At 34.2% G+C, this 16,079-nt stretch carries 16 protein-coding genes and 2 pseudogenes; 4 read left to right on the top strand and 14 right to left on the bottom strand.

The annotated features are described in order from the left end of the window. Positions 1–193, bottom strand: a 193-nt coding sequence (locus NAAC61_RS09965) for a UDP-N-acetylglucosamine 2-epimerase (protein WP_337920106.1), incomplete at its 3' end; no start/stop codon positions are given. A gap of 355 nt (positions 194–548) precedes the next feature. On the opposite strand from NAAC61_RS09965, the pseudogene NAAC61_RS09960 reads away from it, so the two are divergent. The 3 genes and pseudogenes from NAAC61_RS09960 to uvrA all read left to right on the top strand — a co-directional run bounded on the left by NAAC61_RS09960 (position 549) and on the right by uvrA (position 5,294). Beyond that, a pseudogene (locus NAAC61_RS09960) lies at positions 549–1,150 on the top strand (IS607 family transposase). Then, positions 1,101–2,291: an RNA-guided endonuclease InsQ/TnpB family protein gene (locus NAAC61_RS09955; RefSeq protein WP_081429131.1), complete on the top strand. Its 1,191-nt coding sequence runs from the start codon at positions 1,101–1,103 to the stop codon at positions 2,289–2,291. Before NAAC61_RS09960 ends, NAAC61_RS09955 begins: the two are co-directional and overlap by 50 nt. Before the next feature lie 156 nt (positions 2,292–2,447). After that, the gene (gene uvrA, locus NAAC61_RS09950) at positions 2,448–5,294 is read left to right on the top strand and encodes an excinuclease ABC subunit UvrA (protein WP_202695937.1); all 2,847 of its coding nucleotides are present in this window, start codon (positions 2,448–2,450) and stop codon (positions 5,292–5,294) included. Between the two features lie 26 nt (positions 5,295–5,320). On the opposite strand, the gene NAAC61_RS09945 is transcribed toward uvrA, so the two are convergent. The 4 genes and pseudogenes from NAAC61_RS09945 to NAAC61_RS09935 all read right to left on the bottom strand — a co-directional run bounded on the left by NAAC61_RS09945 (position 5,321) and on the right by NAAC61_RS09935 (position 9,801). Next, positions 5,321–6,097, bottom strand: a complete 777-nt coding sequence (locus NAAC61_RS09945; protein WP_202695936.1) for an alpha/beta hydrolase — start codon at positions 6,095–6,097, stop codon at positions 5,321–5,323. Between the two features lie 31 nt (positions 6,098–6,128). Further along, on the bottom strand, positions 6,129–6,953 hold the full coding sequence (locus NAAC61_RS11405) for an ABC transporter ATP-binding protein (RefSeq protein WP_369973995.1): 825 nt from the start codon (positions 6,951–6,953) through the stop codon (positions 6,129–6,131). A gap of 87 nt (positions 6,954–7,040) precedes the next feature. Then, positions 7,041–7,898, bottom strand: a pseudogene (locus NAAC61_RS11400) (ABC transporter ATP-binding protein); the annotation flags it as partial. Positions 7,899–8,070: 172 nt separating this feature from the next. Next, the gene (locus NAAC61_RS09935; protein WP_233186687.1) at positions 8,071–9,801 is read right to left on the bottom strand and encodes an ABC transporter ATP-binding protein; all 1,731 of its coding nucleotides are present in this window, start codon (positions 9,799–9,801) and stop codon (positions 8,071–8,073) included. Between the two features lie 136 nt (positions 9,802–9,937). Between NAAC61_RS09935 and NAAC61_RS09930 the strand changes: the two genes are divergently transcribed. After that, positions 9,938–10,666, top strand: coding sequence for an MBL fold metallo-hydrolase (locus tag NAAC61_RS09930; protein ID WP_121959319.1), 729 nt, complete (start codon positions 9,938–9,940; stop codon positions 10,664–10,666). 5 nt (positions 10,667–10,671) lie between these two features. Here the strand turns inward: NAAC61_RS09930 and NAAC61_RS09925 are convergent, their stop codons facing one another. The 9 genes from NAAC61_RS09925 to NAAC61_RS09890 form a co-directional block, all read right to left on the bottom strand. After that, positions 10,672–11,313 carry a hypothetical protein gene (locus NAAC61_RS09925; RefSeq protein ID WP_121959318.1) on the bottom strand — a complete coding sequence of 214 codons (642 nt, stop codon included), beginning with the start codon at positions 11,311–11,313 and terminating at the stop codon, positions 10,672–10,674. Beyond that, complete coding sequence (fliY, locus tag NAAC61_RS09920; RefSeq protein ID WP_202695934.1) at positions 11,310–12,110, bottom strand: flagellar motor switch phosphatase FliY; 801 nt, start codon at positions 12,108–12,110, stop codon at positions 11,310–11,312. Before fliY ends, NAAC61_RS09925 begins: the two co-directional genes overlap by 4 nt. Further along, entirely contained in the window at positions 12,076–12,429 is a 354-nt protein-coding gene (locus NAAC61_RS09915; protein WP_202695933.1) for a chemotaxis protein CheC, read from the bottom strand. The genes fliY and NAAC61_RS09915 overlap by 35 nt, the downstream gene beginning before the upstream one ends. 1 nt (position 12,430) lies before the next feature. Continuing rightward, on the bottom strand, positions 12,431–13,510 hold the full coding sequence (gene fliM / locus NAAC61_RS09910; RefSeq protein ID WP_012207969.1) for a flagellar motor switch protein FliM: 1,080 nt from the start codon (positions 13,508–13,510) through the stop codon (positions 12,431–12,433). An 18-nt stretch (positions 13,511–13,528) separates the two neighbouring features. Continuing rightward, the gene (locus tag NAAC61_RS09905) at positions 13,529–14,056 is read right to left on the bottom strand and encodes a flagellar basal body-associated FliL family protein (RefSeq protein WP_012207968.1); all 528 of its coding nucleotides are present in this window, start codon (positions 14,054–14,056) and stop codon (positions 13,529–13,531) included. A 26-nt stretch (positions 14,057–14,082) separates the two neighbouring features. Continuing rightward, positions 14,083–14,955: an OmpA/MotB family protein gene (locus tag NAAC61_RS09900; RefSeq protein WP_202695932.1), complete on the bottom strand. Its 873-nt coding sequence runs from the start codon at positions 14,953–14,955 to the stop codon at positions 14,083–14,085. Positions 14,956–14,972: 17 nt separating this feature from the next. Beyond that, the gene (locus tag NAAC61_RS11150) at positions 14,973–15,101 is read right to left on the bottom strand and encodes a hypothetical protein (RefSeq protein WP_273542601.1); all 129 of its coding nucleotides are present in this window, start codon (positions 15,099–15,101) and stop codon (positions 14,973–14,975) included. Next, positions 15,101–15,751, bottom strand: coding sequence for a motility protein A (locus tag NAAC61_RS11250; protein WP_337920103.1), 651 nt, complete (start codon positions 15,749–15,751; stop codon positions 15,101–15,103). Before NAAC61_RS11250 ends, NAAC61_RS11150 begins: the two co-directional genes overlap by 1 nt. A 66-nt stretch (positions 15,752–15,817) precedes the next feature. After that, positions 15,818–16,003: a flagellar FlbD family protein gene (locus NAAC61_RS09890; protein WP_012207965.1), complete on the bottom strand. Its 186-nt coding sequence runs from the start codon at positions 16,001–16,003 to the stop codon at positions 15,818–15,820. Between the last annotated feature and the right edge of the window lie 76 nt (positions 16,004–16,079).

Genomic DNA, 16,079 nt, shown 5'->3' with positions numbered 1-16,079 from the left:
TTTGATTTTTTGTCATTATATTTAAGTCGTAGTCTGGTTTTATTTCGAAAAGATTCAACACTTGATCGAGCATTTCTCTGTGCTGAGCGGTTGCTATTACTTTTACCTCCATATTTTCTTCTTTCAGCTTTTTGTATAATGGTGCCATTTTTATTGCTTCTGGCCGTGTTCCAAATATCATCGCTATTTTCATTCGAGGACTCCTTGTTATGGTAATGTTTTTAGTTTTTTTATGTAAGCTGCGTTTAGTCTTTGTTAGCGCCCCTTCGCCCCGCTCCCCACCCAGTTGCCAATCACATAATGTAATTATATCATATATGTTTTTAGGTCCATGGTTTTTTGATGGTAAAACCAACAATGAAGATGTTTTGAGGTTTCTTTGTTAAAAGATAAATAAAATTCTTTTAGCGTTAATTTTTTGATTGTATAATATAAATGTATAAAAAAGGTGTGAATTTTTGCCTTTCCAGAAGGGCGAAAATAGTTAAAAAATATATTGACAAATGTGTTTGTATGTGATGAAATATACCTGTAAGAGGTGATAGCATATGAATGCATATAAACTACATGAATTTGCTGAAATGATCGGTGTATCGGTCAAAACATTGCACAGGTGGGACAGAAAAGGGATACTTAAGGCGTTTCGAAGTCCAACCAATTGACGCTATTATACTCATAAGCAGTACGTAGATTATATAGGTGAAAGTAATTCTAAACATAGGAAAACAATAATTTACGCAAGAGTTTTAGCAAATAACCAGAAAGATGATTTAAAAAATCAAGTGGAATTTTTAACACAATATACTAACGCAAAAGGAATTATTGTTGATGAAATATTTGAAGATATTGGCTCTGGATTAAATTACAATCGTAAAAAGTGGAATAAATTAATAGGAAATTGTAGGTTAGGTTTAGTAAAAACAATATTAATTGCACACAAAGACAGATTTATTTGTAGTGGTTACGATTGGTTTGAAAGATTTTTAAAATCTAATGGTGTAGAAATTATTGTAGTAAACAATGAGAAACTATCAACCCTATTCATGTTTTTTCGTGTAAAATCGACGGACTTAGAAAGTATAAAAAGCAAATAAAGGGCGATGATGAGATTGCTAAAGAGCTACAAAACAGAGATAAATCCGACGCTTGAACAAGAACAACAAATTAAAAAAACACTAGGTGTTTGTAGGTTTATATACAATTTCTACATTGCACATAACAAGGAGATTTATGAAAAAGAAAGGCGATTTGTTTCGGGTATGGAGTTTTCAGTATGGTTAAATAACGAGTTTATACCGAACAGTCAAGAATTCAATTGGATAAAAGATGTATCGAGTAAAGCTGTTAAACAATCAATTATGAATGGTGAAAGAGCTTTTAAAAAGTTTTTTAAAGGTAAATCAAAATTTCCTAGATTCAAAAAGAAAAAGAATAATGACGTTAAAGCCTACTTTCCTAGAAATAATAAAACTGATTGGACGATTGAAAGACATAGAGTAAAAATACCAACATTGGGATTTGTTCGACTAAAAGAAAAAGGCTACATCCCTACAAATGCTAAAGTTGGAAGTGGTTCAGTTTCTTTTGAAGCAGGTAGATATTATGTTAGCGTTCTTGTAGAAGAAGACAGCCTCACGGCAGTTGAAAAAGGAATAAAGCAAGACAATATATCATTCTCCGAAGGGATTGGTATCGATGTAGGTATAAGAGAATTTGTAGTAGCTAGTAACGGTATTAAGAAGAAAAATATAAATAAAAGCAAAGAAATTAAAAAACTCGAAAAAAAACTTAAGCGTGAGCAGAGACGGTTATCAAAAAAATACGAAAATAAAAAGAAAGGAGGTACTGCCACAAATTCTGCAAAAAATATAGACAAACAAGTATTAAAGGTCCAGAAACTTCATCAAAAACTTAAAAACAAACGTCATGACTATGTGAATAAAGTAGTTTGTGAACTGGTGAAAACCAAACCAGAATATTTCACTATCGAAGATTTGAATGTTAAAGGAATGATGAAGAATAGGCATTTATCAAAAGCAATTGCAAAACAGAATTTCCACTATTTCAAGATTAGACTCGAAAACAAATGTAAACATTTAGGAATTCAATTGAGGATAGTTTCAAGATTTTATCCATCAAGTAAAATATGTTCTCATTGTGGTAATATCAAGAAAGACCTAAGATTATCAGACAGAGTTTACATTTGCGAAGAATGTGGATCGAAAATAGATAGAGATTTGAACGCAGCAATTAATCTGAAGAATGCCAAAGAATATGCGATAGCTTGTTGAAATTGCTTTGCATATGTGTACCGATGGCCAGTCGGGAATTCACGCCTGTGGAGTGTCAAACAAACCGTAGTAGATATATATCGAGGCGGGACACGTTGAAGCAGGAAACTTCTGGATATAGGCATGTTTGTCTATGTTTTCAGTGGCAGGATGTGTATGGATAACAAATGGATTAGAATAAAAGGTGCTCGAGAGCATAATTTAAAAAATATAGATGTTGAGATACCTAAGAATACCCTTTCAGTCATTACCGGCTTATCTGGTTCAGGAAAATCAACTTTAGCACTTGATACTATATATGCGGAAGGTCAAAGAAGGTATTTAGAGTCTGTTTCTTCCTATGCAAGACAGTTTTTAGGAAATTTGAAAAAACCCGATGTAGAATTTATCGAGGGGCTCTCACCTTCAATTGCTATTGAACAAAAATCTGTAAGTCATAATCCAAGGTCAACGGTAGGTACCATCACAGAGATTTATGATTATATTAGGGTGTTGTTTGCAAGGGTTGGTAAGGCTTACTGCCCAAAGTGCAATATCCCACTGCAAAGTTCTACTGTAGATGAAATTGTGGATAATATTTTTAAGAATTTTAATGAGGATGCAAGATTGTATATCTTTGCTCCAATTGCCAAGGAAAAGAAAGGTGAGTTTAAAAAGGAACTACATAGTATGAAGCTGTCAGGTTTTAAAAGGGTGGAAATCGATGGAGTGATATACGATTTAGATGAGATAGACTCACTTGAAAAGACCTACAGGCATAATATAAACCTACTTGTTGACAGAGTTAAGTTGAGAAAAGATAATTTTGAGAGAATCTTCGAAGCCGTTGAATTGTGCCTTAAAGAAGGAGATGGCTTTGTAGAAATTAGGGAAATGGATAATGATGAGAACGTTATTTCTTCTCAAACTTATTCTGAGAATTTAGCTTGCCCTAAATGTGGTTACAGCTTTCCAGAAATTAATCCCAAATTGTTTTCATTTAATAGTCCTTATGGGGCATGTTCGGAATGCCATGGATTAGGTTTTAAGTTGGAGGTTGAGCCTGAATATATATTTGATATAAACAAGTCTTTGGAAGATGGCGCTGCTTTGAATATGGGGAAAGACACTTTCATGGTGAGCATGATGAAAGATGTTGTTCGAAGTTTGGGTGAGGATCCATCAAAACCTTTAAAAAGTATGCCTTCGAAAGTTTTAAATACCTTGCTGTATGGGACTGACAAAGAAATAGATTTTTCCTTTTCAAAAAAGAACGGAGACAGTTATGAGTTTACTAGAGGGTTTGAAGGAATGGTGAATTGGTACGAAAGAAGGTACAAGCAAACGGATTCCCGGGAAATAAAGGAATGGATCGAAAGAAATTTCATGATTCAAAAGACATGTCAAGCCTGTAATGGCAAAAGGTTGAGGGAAGAAGCGTTAAGCGTTAGGATAGATGGATACAATATATATGATTTGACAGAAATGCCAATTAGTGAACTAAAACTTTTCTTTGATGCTTTAAAACTGAGTGATTTTGAAATGGAAATTGCCCACGAACTTCTTAGAGAAATAAATAGAAGGTTAACTTTTTTGATCGATGTAGGACTTGATTATTTGACACTTGGAAGAAATGCGACAACTCTTTCTGGTGGAGAGTCCCAGAGGGTTAGATTGGCTACACAGATTGGATCGGGGTTAACAGGAGTGACATATGTTTTGGATGAGCCAACTATAGGTCTTCACCAAAGAGATAACGACAGGCTTATAAATACTTTGAAAAAGTTGAGAGACCTCGATAATACGGTAATAGTTGTCGAACATGACGAGAACGTTATTAGAGCCTCAGATTATATTATAGATCTTGGGCTCGGCGCAGGTGTCAATGGGGGAAAAGTCATCTTTCAAGGTCCTACTAGTAAGTTGTTAGAGAATTCTAATGGGTCCCTTACAGGGAAGTATTTAAGGGGAGAAACAAGAATAGAAATAATTGATAAAAAACGAGTAGAAAAGAACGCTAGTTTAAAGATAATCGGTGCCAAACACAACAATTTGAAAAATGTCACGGTTGAGATTCCCTTGGGGAAATTTGTGGTTATAACAGGAGTTTCAGGCTCAGGTAAATCTTCGTTGATTATGGATACGTTGTATCCGGCTTTGCAAAAGGAGCTTTATAATTCCAGGGTGAGACCCGGAGAGTATGAAAAGATCGAAGGTTTAGAATATATAGATAGCGTGATCTCTATCGATCAAAGTCCTATTGGTAGAACTCCAAGAAGTAACCCAGCTACATATACAGGAGTATTTGATTATATTCGTGAACTGTTCGCTGCAACACCTGAGGCTAAGATTAGAGGATACGACAAGGGAAGATTTTCCTTCAACGTTAAGGGCGGAAGGTGTGAAGCCTGTAAAGGCCATGGAGTTTTGAAGATTGAGATGCAATTTCTACCTGATGTGTATGTAACCTGTGACGTATGTAAAGGTAAGAGATACAACAAAGAAACGTTAAAGGTCACTTATAAAGGTAAAAATATTTCTGATGTTTTAGATATGACTGTGGATGAGGCTTTGGACTTTTTCAAGAACTTACCTCTAATAAAAAATGTTTTAGAATTGCTGCAAGATGTGGGTTTGGGATACATAAGATTGGGTCAATCTGCGACCACCCTTTCTGGTGGAGAAGCTCAAAGGATCAAATTAACTTCCGAGCTAAGGAAAAAAGCAACGGGGAATACCGTTTATATACTCGATGAACCTACTACGGGTCTTCATTTTGAAGATATAAAGAAATTAATAAAAGTTCTCAATATTCTCGTTGAAAAGGGTAATACCGTTATAGTAATAGAACACGAGATGGACATTGTAAAAAACGCAGATTACATTATAGACTTAGGACCAGAAGGCGGAGAAAATGGGGGTTATATTGTGGCTACAGGCACCCCAGAAGAAGTAGCTGAGAGTGGTACTTACACCGGGTACTACTTGCAAGAGGTTTTATCAAAAGAAAGAATTTCAAAGTAGAAATAATTAAATTATTTTTACGTTGACTATTCTTTTTTAAGCCAATTTATAGTCTGTTCTGCCACTTTTTCTTTTTCGATATCGTTTACAACTACGTGCCCGCTTTCTTCTAATATCAGAAATTCGGTTTTTCCTTTAATATTATTTTCTATAATTTCCTTTACCGAAAAAGGAACGGCTTCGTCTTTTTTTGAAAGTATCACATAAGTGTTAGATGTGACTTTTGAAAGGTTTTTAAGAGCCATTTTTTGCAGTTTGTAAAGATCAGCTGCCTTTGAAGGCCAGTCATAATTCCAGTATTGGCTAGCTAGATAAGCAAGCTTTTCGTCATCGAATGTCTGAGGATTTTTTCTTTTTATTTTCTTAACGATAAGGCCAAAGAATGGAGTTAAATTTATTCTCCAATCTTTTGCTTTTAGTGCAGGAGCAGCTAAGACAATTTTTTCTGGATGAAATTTACTTGCTAAGAGAGTTGCTATTACACCACCCATAGAAAGGCCTAAAATGTAGACTTTTTCATGGTAGGTTTTTAAATTAATATAAGAGTCTACCGATTTTCTGAGCCAATCTCTCCAATTAGAGTTTAAAAAATCGTTGGAATTGGTTCCGTGCCCGGGGAGTCGAGGTATGTATATAGAAAAACCAGATTTGTGAATCTGTCTACCTATGTAGTACATATCATGAGGAGAACCCGTGTAACCATGTAGAATCAATACCGCAATATTTGAATCATTTTTTAAATAAAGCTCCTTTGATATTGGTGAGACAGATGTGCTTGGTGGTATATTATCGAAGAAATTCAAGATATAGACCCCCTTCATAGTCTGGTAATTATTAGCTATTTTCGAACTGAAGTCTGTAAAGATCGTAATAAATTCCGTGGTTGTTGATAAGTTCTTCGTGCCTTCCTTCTTCAACAACTAGCCCTTTATGCACAACTATTATCCTGTTGGAGCTTTTCACAGTCGAAAGTCTGTGGGCAATGGAAATTATAGTTGAACGTTCAGATATTTTATTCAAAGCTTGTTGTATTAAAAATTCAGTTTCTACATCAACATTTGCTGTAGCTTCGTCTAAAATTATAATCTTTGAATTAAAAAGTACCGCCCTTGTTAAGGCTACCAATTGTCTTTCACCAGATGATAAAGTTCCGCCTCTTTCTGTAATGACTGTGTAGTAATTTTGGGGCAACCGCGAGATAATTTCATCGGCATATACGGATTTTGCAACCTTTTTTACTTCTTCATCCGGAATGTCTTGGTTAAATAATCTCATGTTGTCTAAAATAGTTCCCGAGAACAGGAATACGTCTTGAGGTACAACAGCGATTTTTTTGCGTAATTCGTTGAGATCGTAGTCGTATAATTCTTTATCGTCTAATAGTATTTTACCACTTTGATATTTGTAAAGTCCACTTATCAATTTAATTATCGTAGTTTTTCCTGAACCTGTTTCCCCAACTATGGCTACTCTTTCGTTGGGATTTATTTTGAAACTTACACCTTTTAAAACTTCTTTATTTCCATCGTAGGAGAATTTAACGTTTTGAAATTCAACTTTTCCTTCTTGAATAGTAGTATATTTTTTCCTCCCAAAATTTTCCTGTTCTTGATCAAATATCTTAAAAATTTTTCCAGCCGATGCAAATGCGTTTTGCATTATGTCATACTTTTCTGCTAGGTCAAACAAGGGTCTAAAAAACATATCTATGTAAGAAGTGAAAGCATAGATGGTTCCAAAGGTTGTTTGCCCATCTGTTAACTGCAAGGAACCAAACCAAAGCAAAATACTAATCGTAAAATACTGTAATAGACTCATCAAAGGTCTAAAGATCGCAAATACATACATTTGTTGCAAATTAGCACGATATACCTTTGTACTCATGTAATCGAATTCCTTTTTCTTTCTTTCTTCTTGATTGAATAATCTTGTAACATTACTTCCAGCTAAATTTTCGGCTAAGTAGGAATTTAAGGCAGATATTCTAGTTCTGACTTTGTCGTAGGCTTTTCTATCAAAATGTCTGAATAACACAACTGAAACTACAATAACTGGGAACATAGACATTGTATACAAACTAAGTTCAAAGTCTAGGACCATCATTAAAATGATCACCCCAATTATTATAGCTATATCTTTAAGCAAACTTGTTACAACATCACTGAAGAAATCCGATAAATTTTGGGTATCATTAACCACACGTGTGGTAACTTTGCCTGGAGGATTTTTTTCAAAATATGTATATTTGAGTTTTAATATATGGCTGAATAAGTCTTTCCTCAGGTGAAAAATAACTTTTTGGCCAACTACGTTGGCAAAGAAAACTTGACCGTAATTTAAAAGAAATTGTCCCACAAGCACTGATATAAAAATAAGGCTAAAAATCTGTATTTTTCGAATAGCTATGTCAAAGTATTGGGAATATTGCTCGCCTGAGACTTGTATTCTTTCGCCTGTTTGATTGTTAACCATATAATAGTTGTTGTCTCTTTTTTCTAGATTATAAGCTCCATTCTCCTGTTCAACAAATTGTGTTTCGTTTTCAGGGACTAGATCAAACGAATAATTCACATTAATTACGTTATCAATCCCATATCGTATGAAAACTGGCAACGCTAACTCTATTATCGTTGCTATAGCCAAAGTTAAAAAGGTCAAAAAAAGTAGTAACTTGTATTTTTTTATATACACCCACAGTCTCAGGAAAGTTTTGAGATCGCCTTCGCTTTTTTCTTTTTCTTCTAAAAATATTTCCTCATGAACAGAAGCCATTACTCTACTCCTCCAAATTTTTTTCTATTAATTGTTTCATGTACATAGAATAGTAAATACCTTCTTGTGAGATTAACTGATTGTGATTACCGCTTTCAACGATTTGTCCATTGTCGAACACATAAATTTGGTCGGCATTTTTAACCGCTTTGAGCCTGTGGGATATAACAAGAATTGTTTTGCCTTCCGCTTGTTGTCTAAGTGTTTTGATTATTTCTTCTTCCGTCTCGGTATCTACAGCGGAAAGACAATCGTCTAGTATTATCCATTTTGATCTTTTGGCTAGAGCTCTTGCAATGGTAACCCTCTGCCTTTGGCCACCAGAAAGTGTGGCTCCTCTTTCTCCAACTATTGTGTCATATTTATTTTCGAAGCTCATTATGTCATCGTGTACATGAGAAAGTTTTGCAAATTCTTCCACTTTGTCTTCCATTTTTTCATTAGCAAAAGCTATATTTTCTCTTATCGTCATTGAAAATAAGAAACTATCTTGTGGTACATAAGAAACATAGTCTCTTATAAATTCACCATTCACATCGTTAATATCTTTTCCGTCTAAAAATATCTGTCCTCTTTCAACTGGGTATAGTTTTACAAGGAGCTTTGCTAATGTAGATTTTCCTGAACCTATTCTTCCAACAAAGGCTACCATTTCTCCAGGGTTTATATTCATGTTTATATCCTTCAAAACTTCTCTTTGTGAACCTGGATATTTGAAAGTTAGATGGTTGATTTGATAGTGTCCCTGAAATTCAAAATCTTCTCTTGGAGGTTCTTGAATGGAATTTTTTTGTTCTAAAACTTCATTAACCCTTTTTAAAGAAGCTCTTCCTCTTTGTATTAGGTTGATTAGGTTTCCAACCGCCATCATTGGCCATATCAACATTCCGATATATTGATTTGTCATTATGAAGTCTCCAAGGGTTATCTGATTGTTTATTACCATGGGTCCACCAAAATTGAAAACAAAAATAGTTGCTAATTGTCCTACTAACATGGCTAAGGGAAACATCAATCCCCAAACTTTTACCAAGCGAATGTAAGAATTATAGAACTCTTGAGACTTGTTGTCAAATATCTCTTGCATGGTATCATAGTTAGAATACAACTTTACAACATCCACACCAGAGACGTTTTCTTCGGTTATATTAGATAACTCAGAAGTTTTTTCTTGTAATTCTCTGAATCTTCTGTGAATGAATCTTCCAAAAAAGAGTGATATAATTGCTATTAAAGGAAGAGGCAGTACCGATATAAAGGTCAATCTCCAATTCACAAAAGTACCCATTGCAAAAACGGTCAAGGTCGTCAATACTATTGTATCAACGAGCATTATAACCAGAATTCCTAGCATACGCATCAACGTAGAAACATCAGAAGTGAACCTAGTCATCAAATCTCCAGTTCTCCATTTGTCGAAAAAATCTTGGTCTAAACCGATGATATGGTCGAACATATTTTTCCATGTTTGATATTCAAAAAGCCTAGCGGCTCCAATAATTGAAATTCTCCAAAAAACTCTACCAATTCCTAATCCTAAAGCTAACATGATTATTCCGAAGATTAGCGTTTTAACTTGATTAAGGTTCGGAGATTGTGTGTTTAGTATATCGACTATGCTTCCAATTTCTCTTGGAATAAATAGTTGAATAATGTCAACGGTTACAAGAAAGAGAATCCCGATGAGATATCTCCACCAATATTTTTTTAGAAACTCTTTGATCAAAAGATTCACCGTCCCAAATTGATTAGTATTCCTAACAAAATTATATCACTTGGTTCGAGGAATATCAATTGTTTTTATCGAAAAAATATATTAGAACTTAAAAATAATAAGAGGCGCTGACTATATATTTTTAGAGGTGATTTGTATGTTTGAAAGTTACGATAACGTTTACAATTTTTGGTTCGAGAATGGCGCAAGCTCTGTTACATTTTTAGAGTATGATGATGGATTGACAGCCTTTGATAGCTCTCTTTATCCAAGAAAATTTGAAGATATGGTCAAAATAGTTGAAGAGCGTACTTCAAAAAAATTAAAAAAGGTTTTTTTCACTCATTTTCACCCTGACCACACCTTTGGAGCTGTTTTTAGCAAACGCAAATTTGATCTGTATATGAACAAAAAAACGTTGGATTTTCTTAATGCTTTGGATGTCACTTTTCTAAAAGAAAGTTCAAAGATAGCTGACTTTAATTTTAACAATTTCAAAGAGGCTTTAAGGGAAAAAGATATCGTCATTTTCGAAAATTCTATTTTTCTTCTCCTAAGAGACCAAATTTTATCAGCAGAAAATATTGGTGGACATACTTTAGATTCAACAATATATATCCTTAAACCGCAAGGATATTTAATAAGTGGTGATCTCGTATTTTCTAAGGTACATGCAGAAATACTCAATTCGAATGTTGATGAGTGGATATCTAGATTAAATAACTTATCTTCCTTAGATATAGAAACGGTTTTTCCAGGACATGGGAAGCCAGAAAGCAAAAAGGTCCTAAAAGAACAATTGACCTATTTAAAAAGGAAGAAAAACGGAGAGAATTTGGAGAAAAGGTACGCAGATTACTCCCTGCCAGATTTAGCTCATTTATAACAAAACTATGAAGACAACAAAACTTTTTTCAATTCGATATCTGCTTCTTCATTAGGTAGAGGTGCGATTTCTTTAATTTCTATAATGACCTTTTTATTCTCTTGAGAATTCAAAATTTCTAACTTTTCCAAAACCTTTATATTTTCATAAGGTTTAAAATAGTAAATATTGAATTTAGTAAAATCTATATTAAGCAATCTTAAGAAGTTTCGGGTTTTCGGAATATATTGCTGGATTTCATATTCACCTACTTCTGTGGCAACGACATCAAAATTTTCCGGATCAAAAAAAGGTAAAAAAGATGAAAGCAAATCAGGAATAGTGGCCGTAAGTATGGATATTTGACCGTATTCATCTACTTCCTCATGAACATTTGTGTAAAAAACTGACTCGAAAAAATCGTAACAATAATAAATATCTTCAAATAAAGATGGTTTTTTAAAAGTAAAAATTAAATATCTGTTATCAATATAACTTACTTCAGCTGAAATTTCTTTATTCTCAGTTATTTGAAACTGAATATTAATATCAAATCTTAATTTTTTGTAACCCAAATAACTCTCTAAAAGGCTTTCTAAGCTTGGTTGAGCAAAAATGAATGTGGAAAAAGCAAGGAAGGATAAAAGGAAATATTTCTTAATTATCATTTCAGAGTTTTCATCCTTTCTCTCAATGAGACGATCTCTGTAACCCTAATTCCAAAATTCTCATCGATAACAACAACTTCGCCTCTAGCAATTAATCTTCCATTGGCATATATATCCAAAGGCTCACCTGCCAATTTGTTTAACTGTATCATAGACCCTTCGTGTAATTCTAAAATCTCTCTAAGATTTAATTTGGTTGATCCTAACTCGACTTTTAGTTCTAATGGGACGTCAAGCAAAAGTTCCAACTTTGATAGATCTATATTTGGGGAAATAGGCTCCTCCTTTTTTTCAAATTCACCAAATTCTACAGGTTGAACTTTGACCTTTTTTTCTTTGATCACGTTGGAATTGCTTCTTTTCTGTGTATTTGAATTTTTTGAGCTTTCTTCGTCTTCTGTAGTTTTACCAAAAGTTTTTTCCACAAGTTCTCTAATCTTTTGAGCAAATTTCATGGGTATAAATTGCCAGAACGTTGTTTCGGCTATTCCGTTGATCTTCACGTTGAACTTTATAGAGATAACATAAGCTTCTTTGTCTGTTTCTATGGGAGGAAACTCGATATTGGCTTCTGAAAAATTCACAACTCGACTGCTAGGCGGGGAGATATCAATATTGGTTTTTAGAAAATCTGATAAGGCGGTTGAAGCTGTACCCATCATTTGATTCATTGCTTCAGAAACTGCGCTTAAACTAATATCATCTAATTCCCTCTCTTCGATATTCTCTAAGTCTTTTCCCAGCATTAAATCTGCTATTATATTAGTTAAATTCAAAGGTAATACCAAGGTGTTCAAACCATACAAACCTTTTTTTGTACTCTACTGTAACAACAACATTTTCTCCTTCAAAATTGGTAATGATATTTTTAAATTTAATAATATCTGTTTGAGGATATTGGATTTCTATCTTTCTTCTTAGTAAAGTTGAAAGGGTTGTTGCTCCTGAACCCATAGTGATATTTGCAATTTCACCAATCATATCCAAAAGTGCGTCTAGTTTTTCATCTACAGTTGAGGGTTCTTCGCTTTCCTTTGGATCATCGGTGTTATTTAACCCTCCTAATAATGAATCCAATTCACTTTGATTTAGAATACGGTCTTCGTTTTCAGGCATTTTATTCATCTCCTGTTTTTTCTGTATCTTCATCTTTTTCAGAAGAATCAAGCTTTTTTGTCTTTTTTTTCATACTCTCTTCAACAAGAAGTCTTTCTAAAAGTTCTTTGTTTTTCTCAACGATCTTTACACTGTAAAAACCTTTACTCTTACCCACATTTACTTTGAATATTGGTCTTTCTTCAATTTCTAGATCTATTGGCTCATCGTAAAAAGAATCTAAGCGGATTACATCCCCGACTTCAAGATTCAAAAAATCATTTAAATATATCTCTGTTTTGCCAAGTATAGCAGACAAATTTAATTTTGAAAGCAACAGCGATTGTCTTAGATTTTCTTTAAATTCTTCAGTATGTCTGTAAGAGGTTGTCCACATTCTTGTTGTCAATTTATCGTTCAAAGGTTCCAACGAAGAAGATGGAAAACAAAGATTGACAAAACCTTGTACGTTTTTTATAGTAACAGAAAGTGTTATAAGAATTGTCATCTCATTTGGAGGGGCAACTTGAACAAATTGGGGATTGGTTTCTAAATTCTCCAAGTTGGCGTCAAATTCTTCAATATTCGACCATGATTTTGATAGCATTCTCAACATAACTGCAGATTCTTTTCTCAAAATGTTCATTTCTATCTCGGTGGGAGGTCTAATCTCTTCAAGAGTGTTTCCTGGCCCTCCTAAAAGTCTATCTATTATGACGTATCCTAAATCTAAGCCCATTTGTAGAATAGCGCTTCCTGAAAAAGCTTCGGACGAAAAGATAACGATAAATGTTGGGGAGTTCAATGATTTTTGGAATTCTGAAAAGGTGATTTGATCGATACTAGCATATTTAACATCGACGAATGTTCTGCTTCTGCCTGAAAGATAAGTAGATAGCTCTCTTGCAAAGCTTTCATGGATTAACTGGAGAGTTCTTAGTTGCTCCCGTGAAAACTTCATGGGTCTTCTAAAATCGTAATCTTTTATTCTTCTTTCTTCTTCCTGATACTCTTCAAGAACTTCTTCGGGGCTCTCTCCAGAACTCATTGATTTTAAAATACTATCTATTTCTTCCTGCGTAAGGGTCTCATCTTCAGGCATAAAAACACCTCTTTTTCATTATTGACTCGTTGTTATAGTCATTATAATCATTGTCACTTTTACAACACCCAAGCTTTCCCTTTCACCAGTAAATCCCAGCATTTCATTTAAAGAATCTTTTATTTGTTTCTTAGTTAATTCTATGCCTTGTGGAGTTGAAAGCTCACCTCTTGTTTTATTCATAAATATCATTCTTATAGCCTCTAAAACTTCCAATTTGTTGGAAGTTATTAAATCTCTTGCCTGGCTGCTTCCAACATCTAGCTGTAAAGAATCTATTACAGCAATGTCGTATCCTCCTTTTAACATCATAGTATATCTGGAACCTTCCATGATCAATAATACTTTAGCAGGTGCAGTAGCGGATACTTGCGAAGATTGATCAGAACTTGAAGAAACATTGGATGTCAAGATTCTCACTATAAAAAAAGACGTAATTCCTGATATTATTAAAGCAACAACTATGACTATTATTAAAGTCATTAAAAAAGATGGCTTTGACTTTCTGGTTTTTCCCTCTTCTGAAGTTATATTTTCATTTTCCAAAATCTTTCGCCTCCACGGTCTTGCACTTATCTTACTCTTTGCCTTAGTATAAGAATATCTATCCTTCTGTATTTTTGCCTTAATTCATTCAATCTTGTATTATATTCATTTTCTAGTTCCCTTTCAATTTGCTGTAACTGTGCGGAGTTTAATTCTCCTTCAGTAAAATGATCAAAGGCGATGGATTTTCGAGAATCAATCTCCGACCTTAATAGGGAAATTTCCTTAGCAATTTCGCTATCTCCTTCACCAATGGGAAAGAATCTGTCTGAATTGTAAAAATAATCTATATCAAATTGCCCAGAATTGATCTCAGCCATCTTTTCTACAAACCTTCTATTTTTTAATTCTGTGGTAAAAAAATTAACAACACTTGCTGCTCTAGCTGCACTCAAATGCCAATTAGAAGGATATACACTTGAGGGTAAAACTGGTTGATCATCCGTAAAACCATAAATTTCAATAGCGTTAGATGTGTGCTCTAATATTATTGTACCTATCCTATAAAGCAGGTCTTTAGCTTCGGCGGTTAATTCAGCGCTCCCTGGTCTGAAAAAGGCAATATCCCTCATAGATATTATCGTCCCTTTATCAGTTTCCTCAATAGTGATTTTCCCTTTATACTTTTCGTCTTCAATAATTTTTAATAGTTCTTGCCTAATTCCAGGATTAGAAGTAATCAACGGTTCTTCGGAAATGCTTCTGCCTCCAACTAGTACCCCAATTGGTTGTCCTTCGAACACATTTTGTAAACTAACAACCGCCTGTTGAAATTTTCCCGGTGATATAGTAGCCATAGAAAACAATGCAATAAACATAGTCAGCAACAAGGTAGTCATATCGCTGAAAGTTTGCATCCATTTAGCATCACCAGTTTTTTCTCTTTTTTTTCTAGGCATAAAATATCACCTCACGATTACAAAACAGCTTCACCTTTTTCGGCTTCATAGGCTCGTCTTTCTTCTTCACTGAGAAATGCCTTTAATTTTTCTTCCATCAAATGTGGATTTTCACCTTGTACTATCGATAATATACCTTCCAACATCATTCGCATCTGGTTAATATTTTTATCCACCTTTTTTTTAGTTTTTCAGCAGGGGGAAGAGCAAATATGTATGCAATAAGAGCACCGTATAAGGTTGTAATCAGAGCAAGGGACATCCTCGGACCAATAGTTGTTGGATCGCTAAGAGTATCCAACAACAAAACTAATCCTATCAAAGTTCCTACCATCCCCCAGGCTGGAGCCATGGCTCCCCAAGTATCTAAAACTGAGATCTTATCTTCCTCTGTTTCTTGATACATATCCATCTTCACTTCCAATATCTTTTTAATCTCTTCAGGATCCGTTCCATCGACGGCAGCTCTCAATCCATCTCGTAAAAAATCACTTTTAACACTCGGTATATCTTCTTCTAAAGATATCATTCCATCTCGTCTTGCTTTTTCAGAGAACGAGTACAAGGTCCTCAAAGTCTCAAGGTTGTCTATTTTAGGATTTTTTATTGCTTCAAGGATCATGTTAAATATTTTGAAAGACCTTGAACTTGGATGGGCAATGAAAGTTGCACCAATAGAACCTACAACGGTTATAAAGAAAGAAGGTATATCTATTAAAGTTGTAAATTCACTTCCTGCACCCACAACTATTGCAGCTATCGCTAAAGCTAACCCAATTATTGTTGATATATCCACAACTATCCCACCTCTTGTTTTGCACTATTCCAATTATAAAAAGTTTGCTCAAAAATAATACGTACCTTATTTGCCAAAAATCTCTTTATTTAATTCTACCACTTTTTTCTTAACTTCTTCAATACTTTCTTTAACGACGTAAACATGCCCGTTCATCATCGTTATCGTCGTATCAGGGTGGCACTCTATCTTTTCAATTTGATAAGGGTTAATATAAAATTCTTCATTGTTTAATTTTGTGAGTTTAATCATCTTAACCTCCGTGGGCGTTAAGGGGGTTTTCTCCCCTTAAAATTCCCAAAATCATACGTCATTTGCTTCGCAAATG

Origin of the sequence: Petrotoga sp. 8T1HF07.NaAc.6.1, assembly GCF_016772115.1 — a bacterium.
Classification (GTDB): Bacteria; Thermotogota; Thermotogae; order Petrotogales; family Petrotogaceae; genus Petrotoga; species Petrotoga mobilis.
This window is presented reverse-complemented; position numbering and strand designations above follow the sequence as displayed.

Bases quoted from the DNA above. Each gene is read 5' to 3' on its own strand.
- NAAC61_RS09955 (WP_081429131.1), top strand. From the start codon at position 1,101: ATGATGAGATTGCTAAAGAGCTACAAAACAGAGATAAATCCGACGCTT.
- uvrA (WP_202695937.1), top strand. From the start codon at position 2,448: ATGGATAACAAATGGATTAGAATAAAAGGTGCTCGAGAGCATAATTTA.
- NAAC61_RS11405 (WP_369973995.1), bottom strand. From the start codon at position 6,953: ATGCAAAACGCATTTGCATCGGCTGGAAAAATTTTTAAGATATTTGAT.
- NAAC61_RS09930 (WP_121959319.1), top strand. From the start codon at position 9,938: ATGTTTGAAAGTTACGATAACGTTTACAATTTTTGGTTCGAGAATGGC.
- NAAC61_RS09925 (WP_121959318.1), bottom strand. From the start codon at position 11,313: ATGATAATTAAGAAATATTTCCTTTTATCCTTCCTTGCTTTTTCCACA.
- NAAC61_RS09915 (WP_202695933.1), bottom strand. From the start codon at position 12,429: ATGCCTGAAAACGAAGACCGTATTCTAAATCAAAGTGAATTGGATTCA.
- fliM (WP_012207969.1), bottom strand. From the start codon at position 13,510: ATGCCTGAAGATGAGACCCTTACGCAGGAAGAAATAGATAGTATTTTA.
- NAAC61_RS09900 (WP_202695932.1), bottom strand. From the start codon at position 14,955: ATGCCTAGAAAAAAAAGAGAAAAAACTGGTGATGCTAAATGGATGCAA.
- NAAC61_RS11150 (WP_273542601.1), bottom strand. From the start codon at position 15,101: ATGTTGGAAGGTATATTATCGATAGTACAAGGTGAAAATCCACATTTG.
- NAAC61_RS09890 (WP_012207965.1), bottom strand. From the start codon at position 16,003: ATGATTAAACTCACAAAATTAAACAATGAAGAATTTTATATTAACCCT.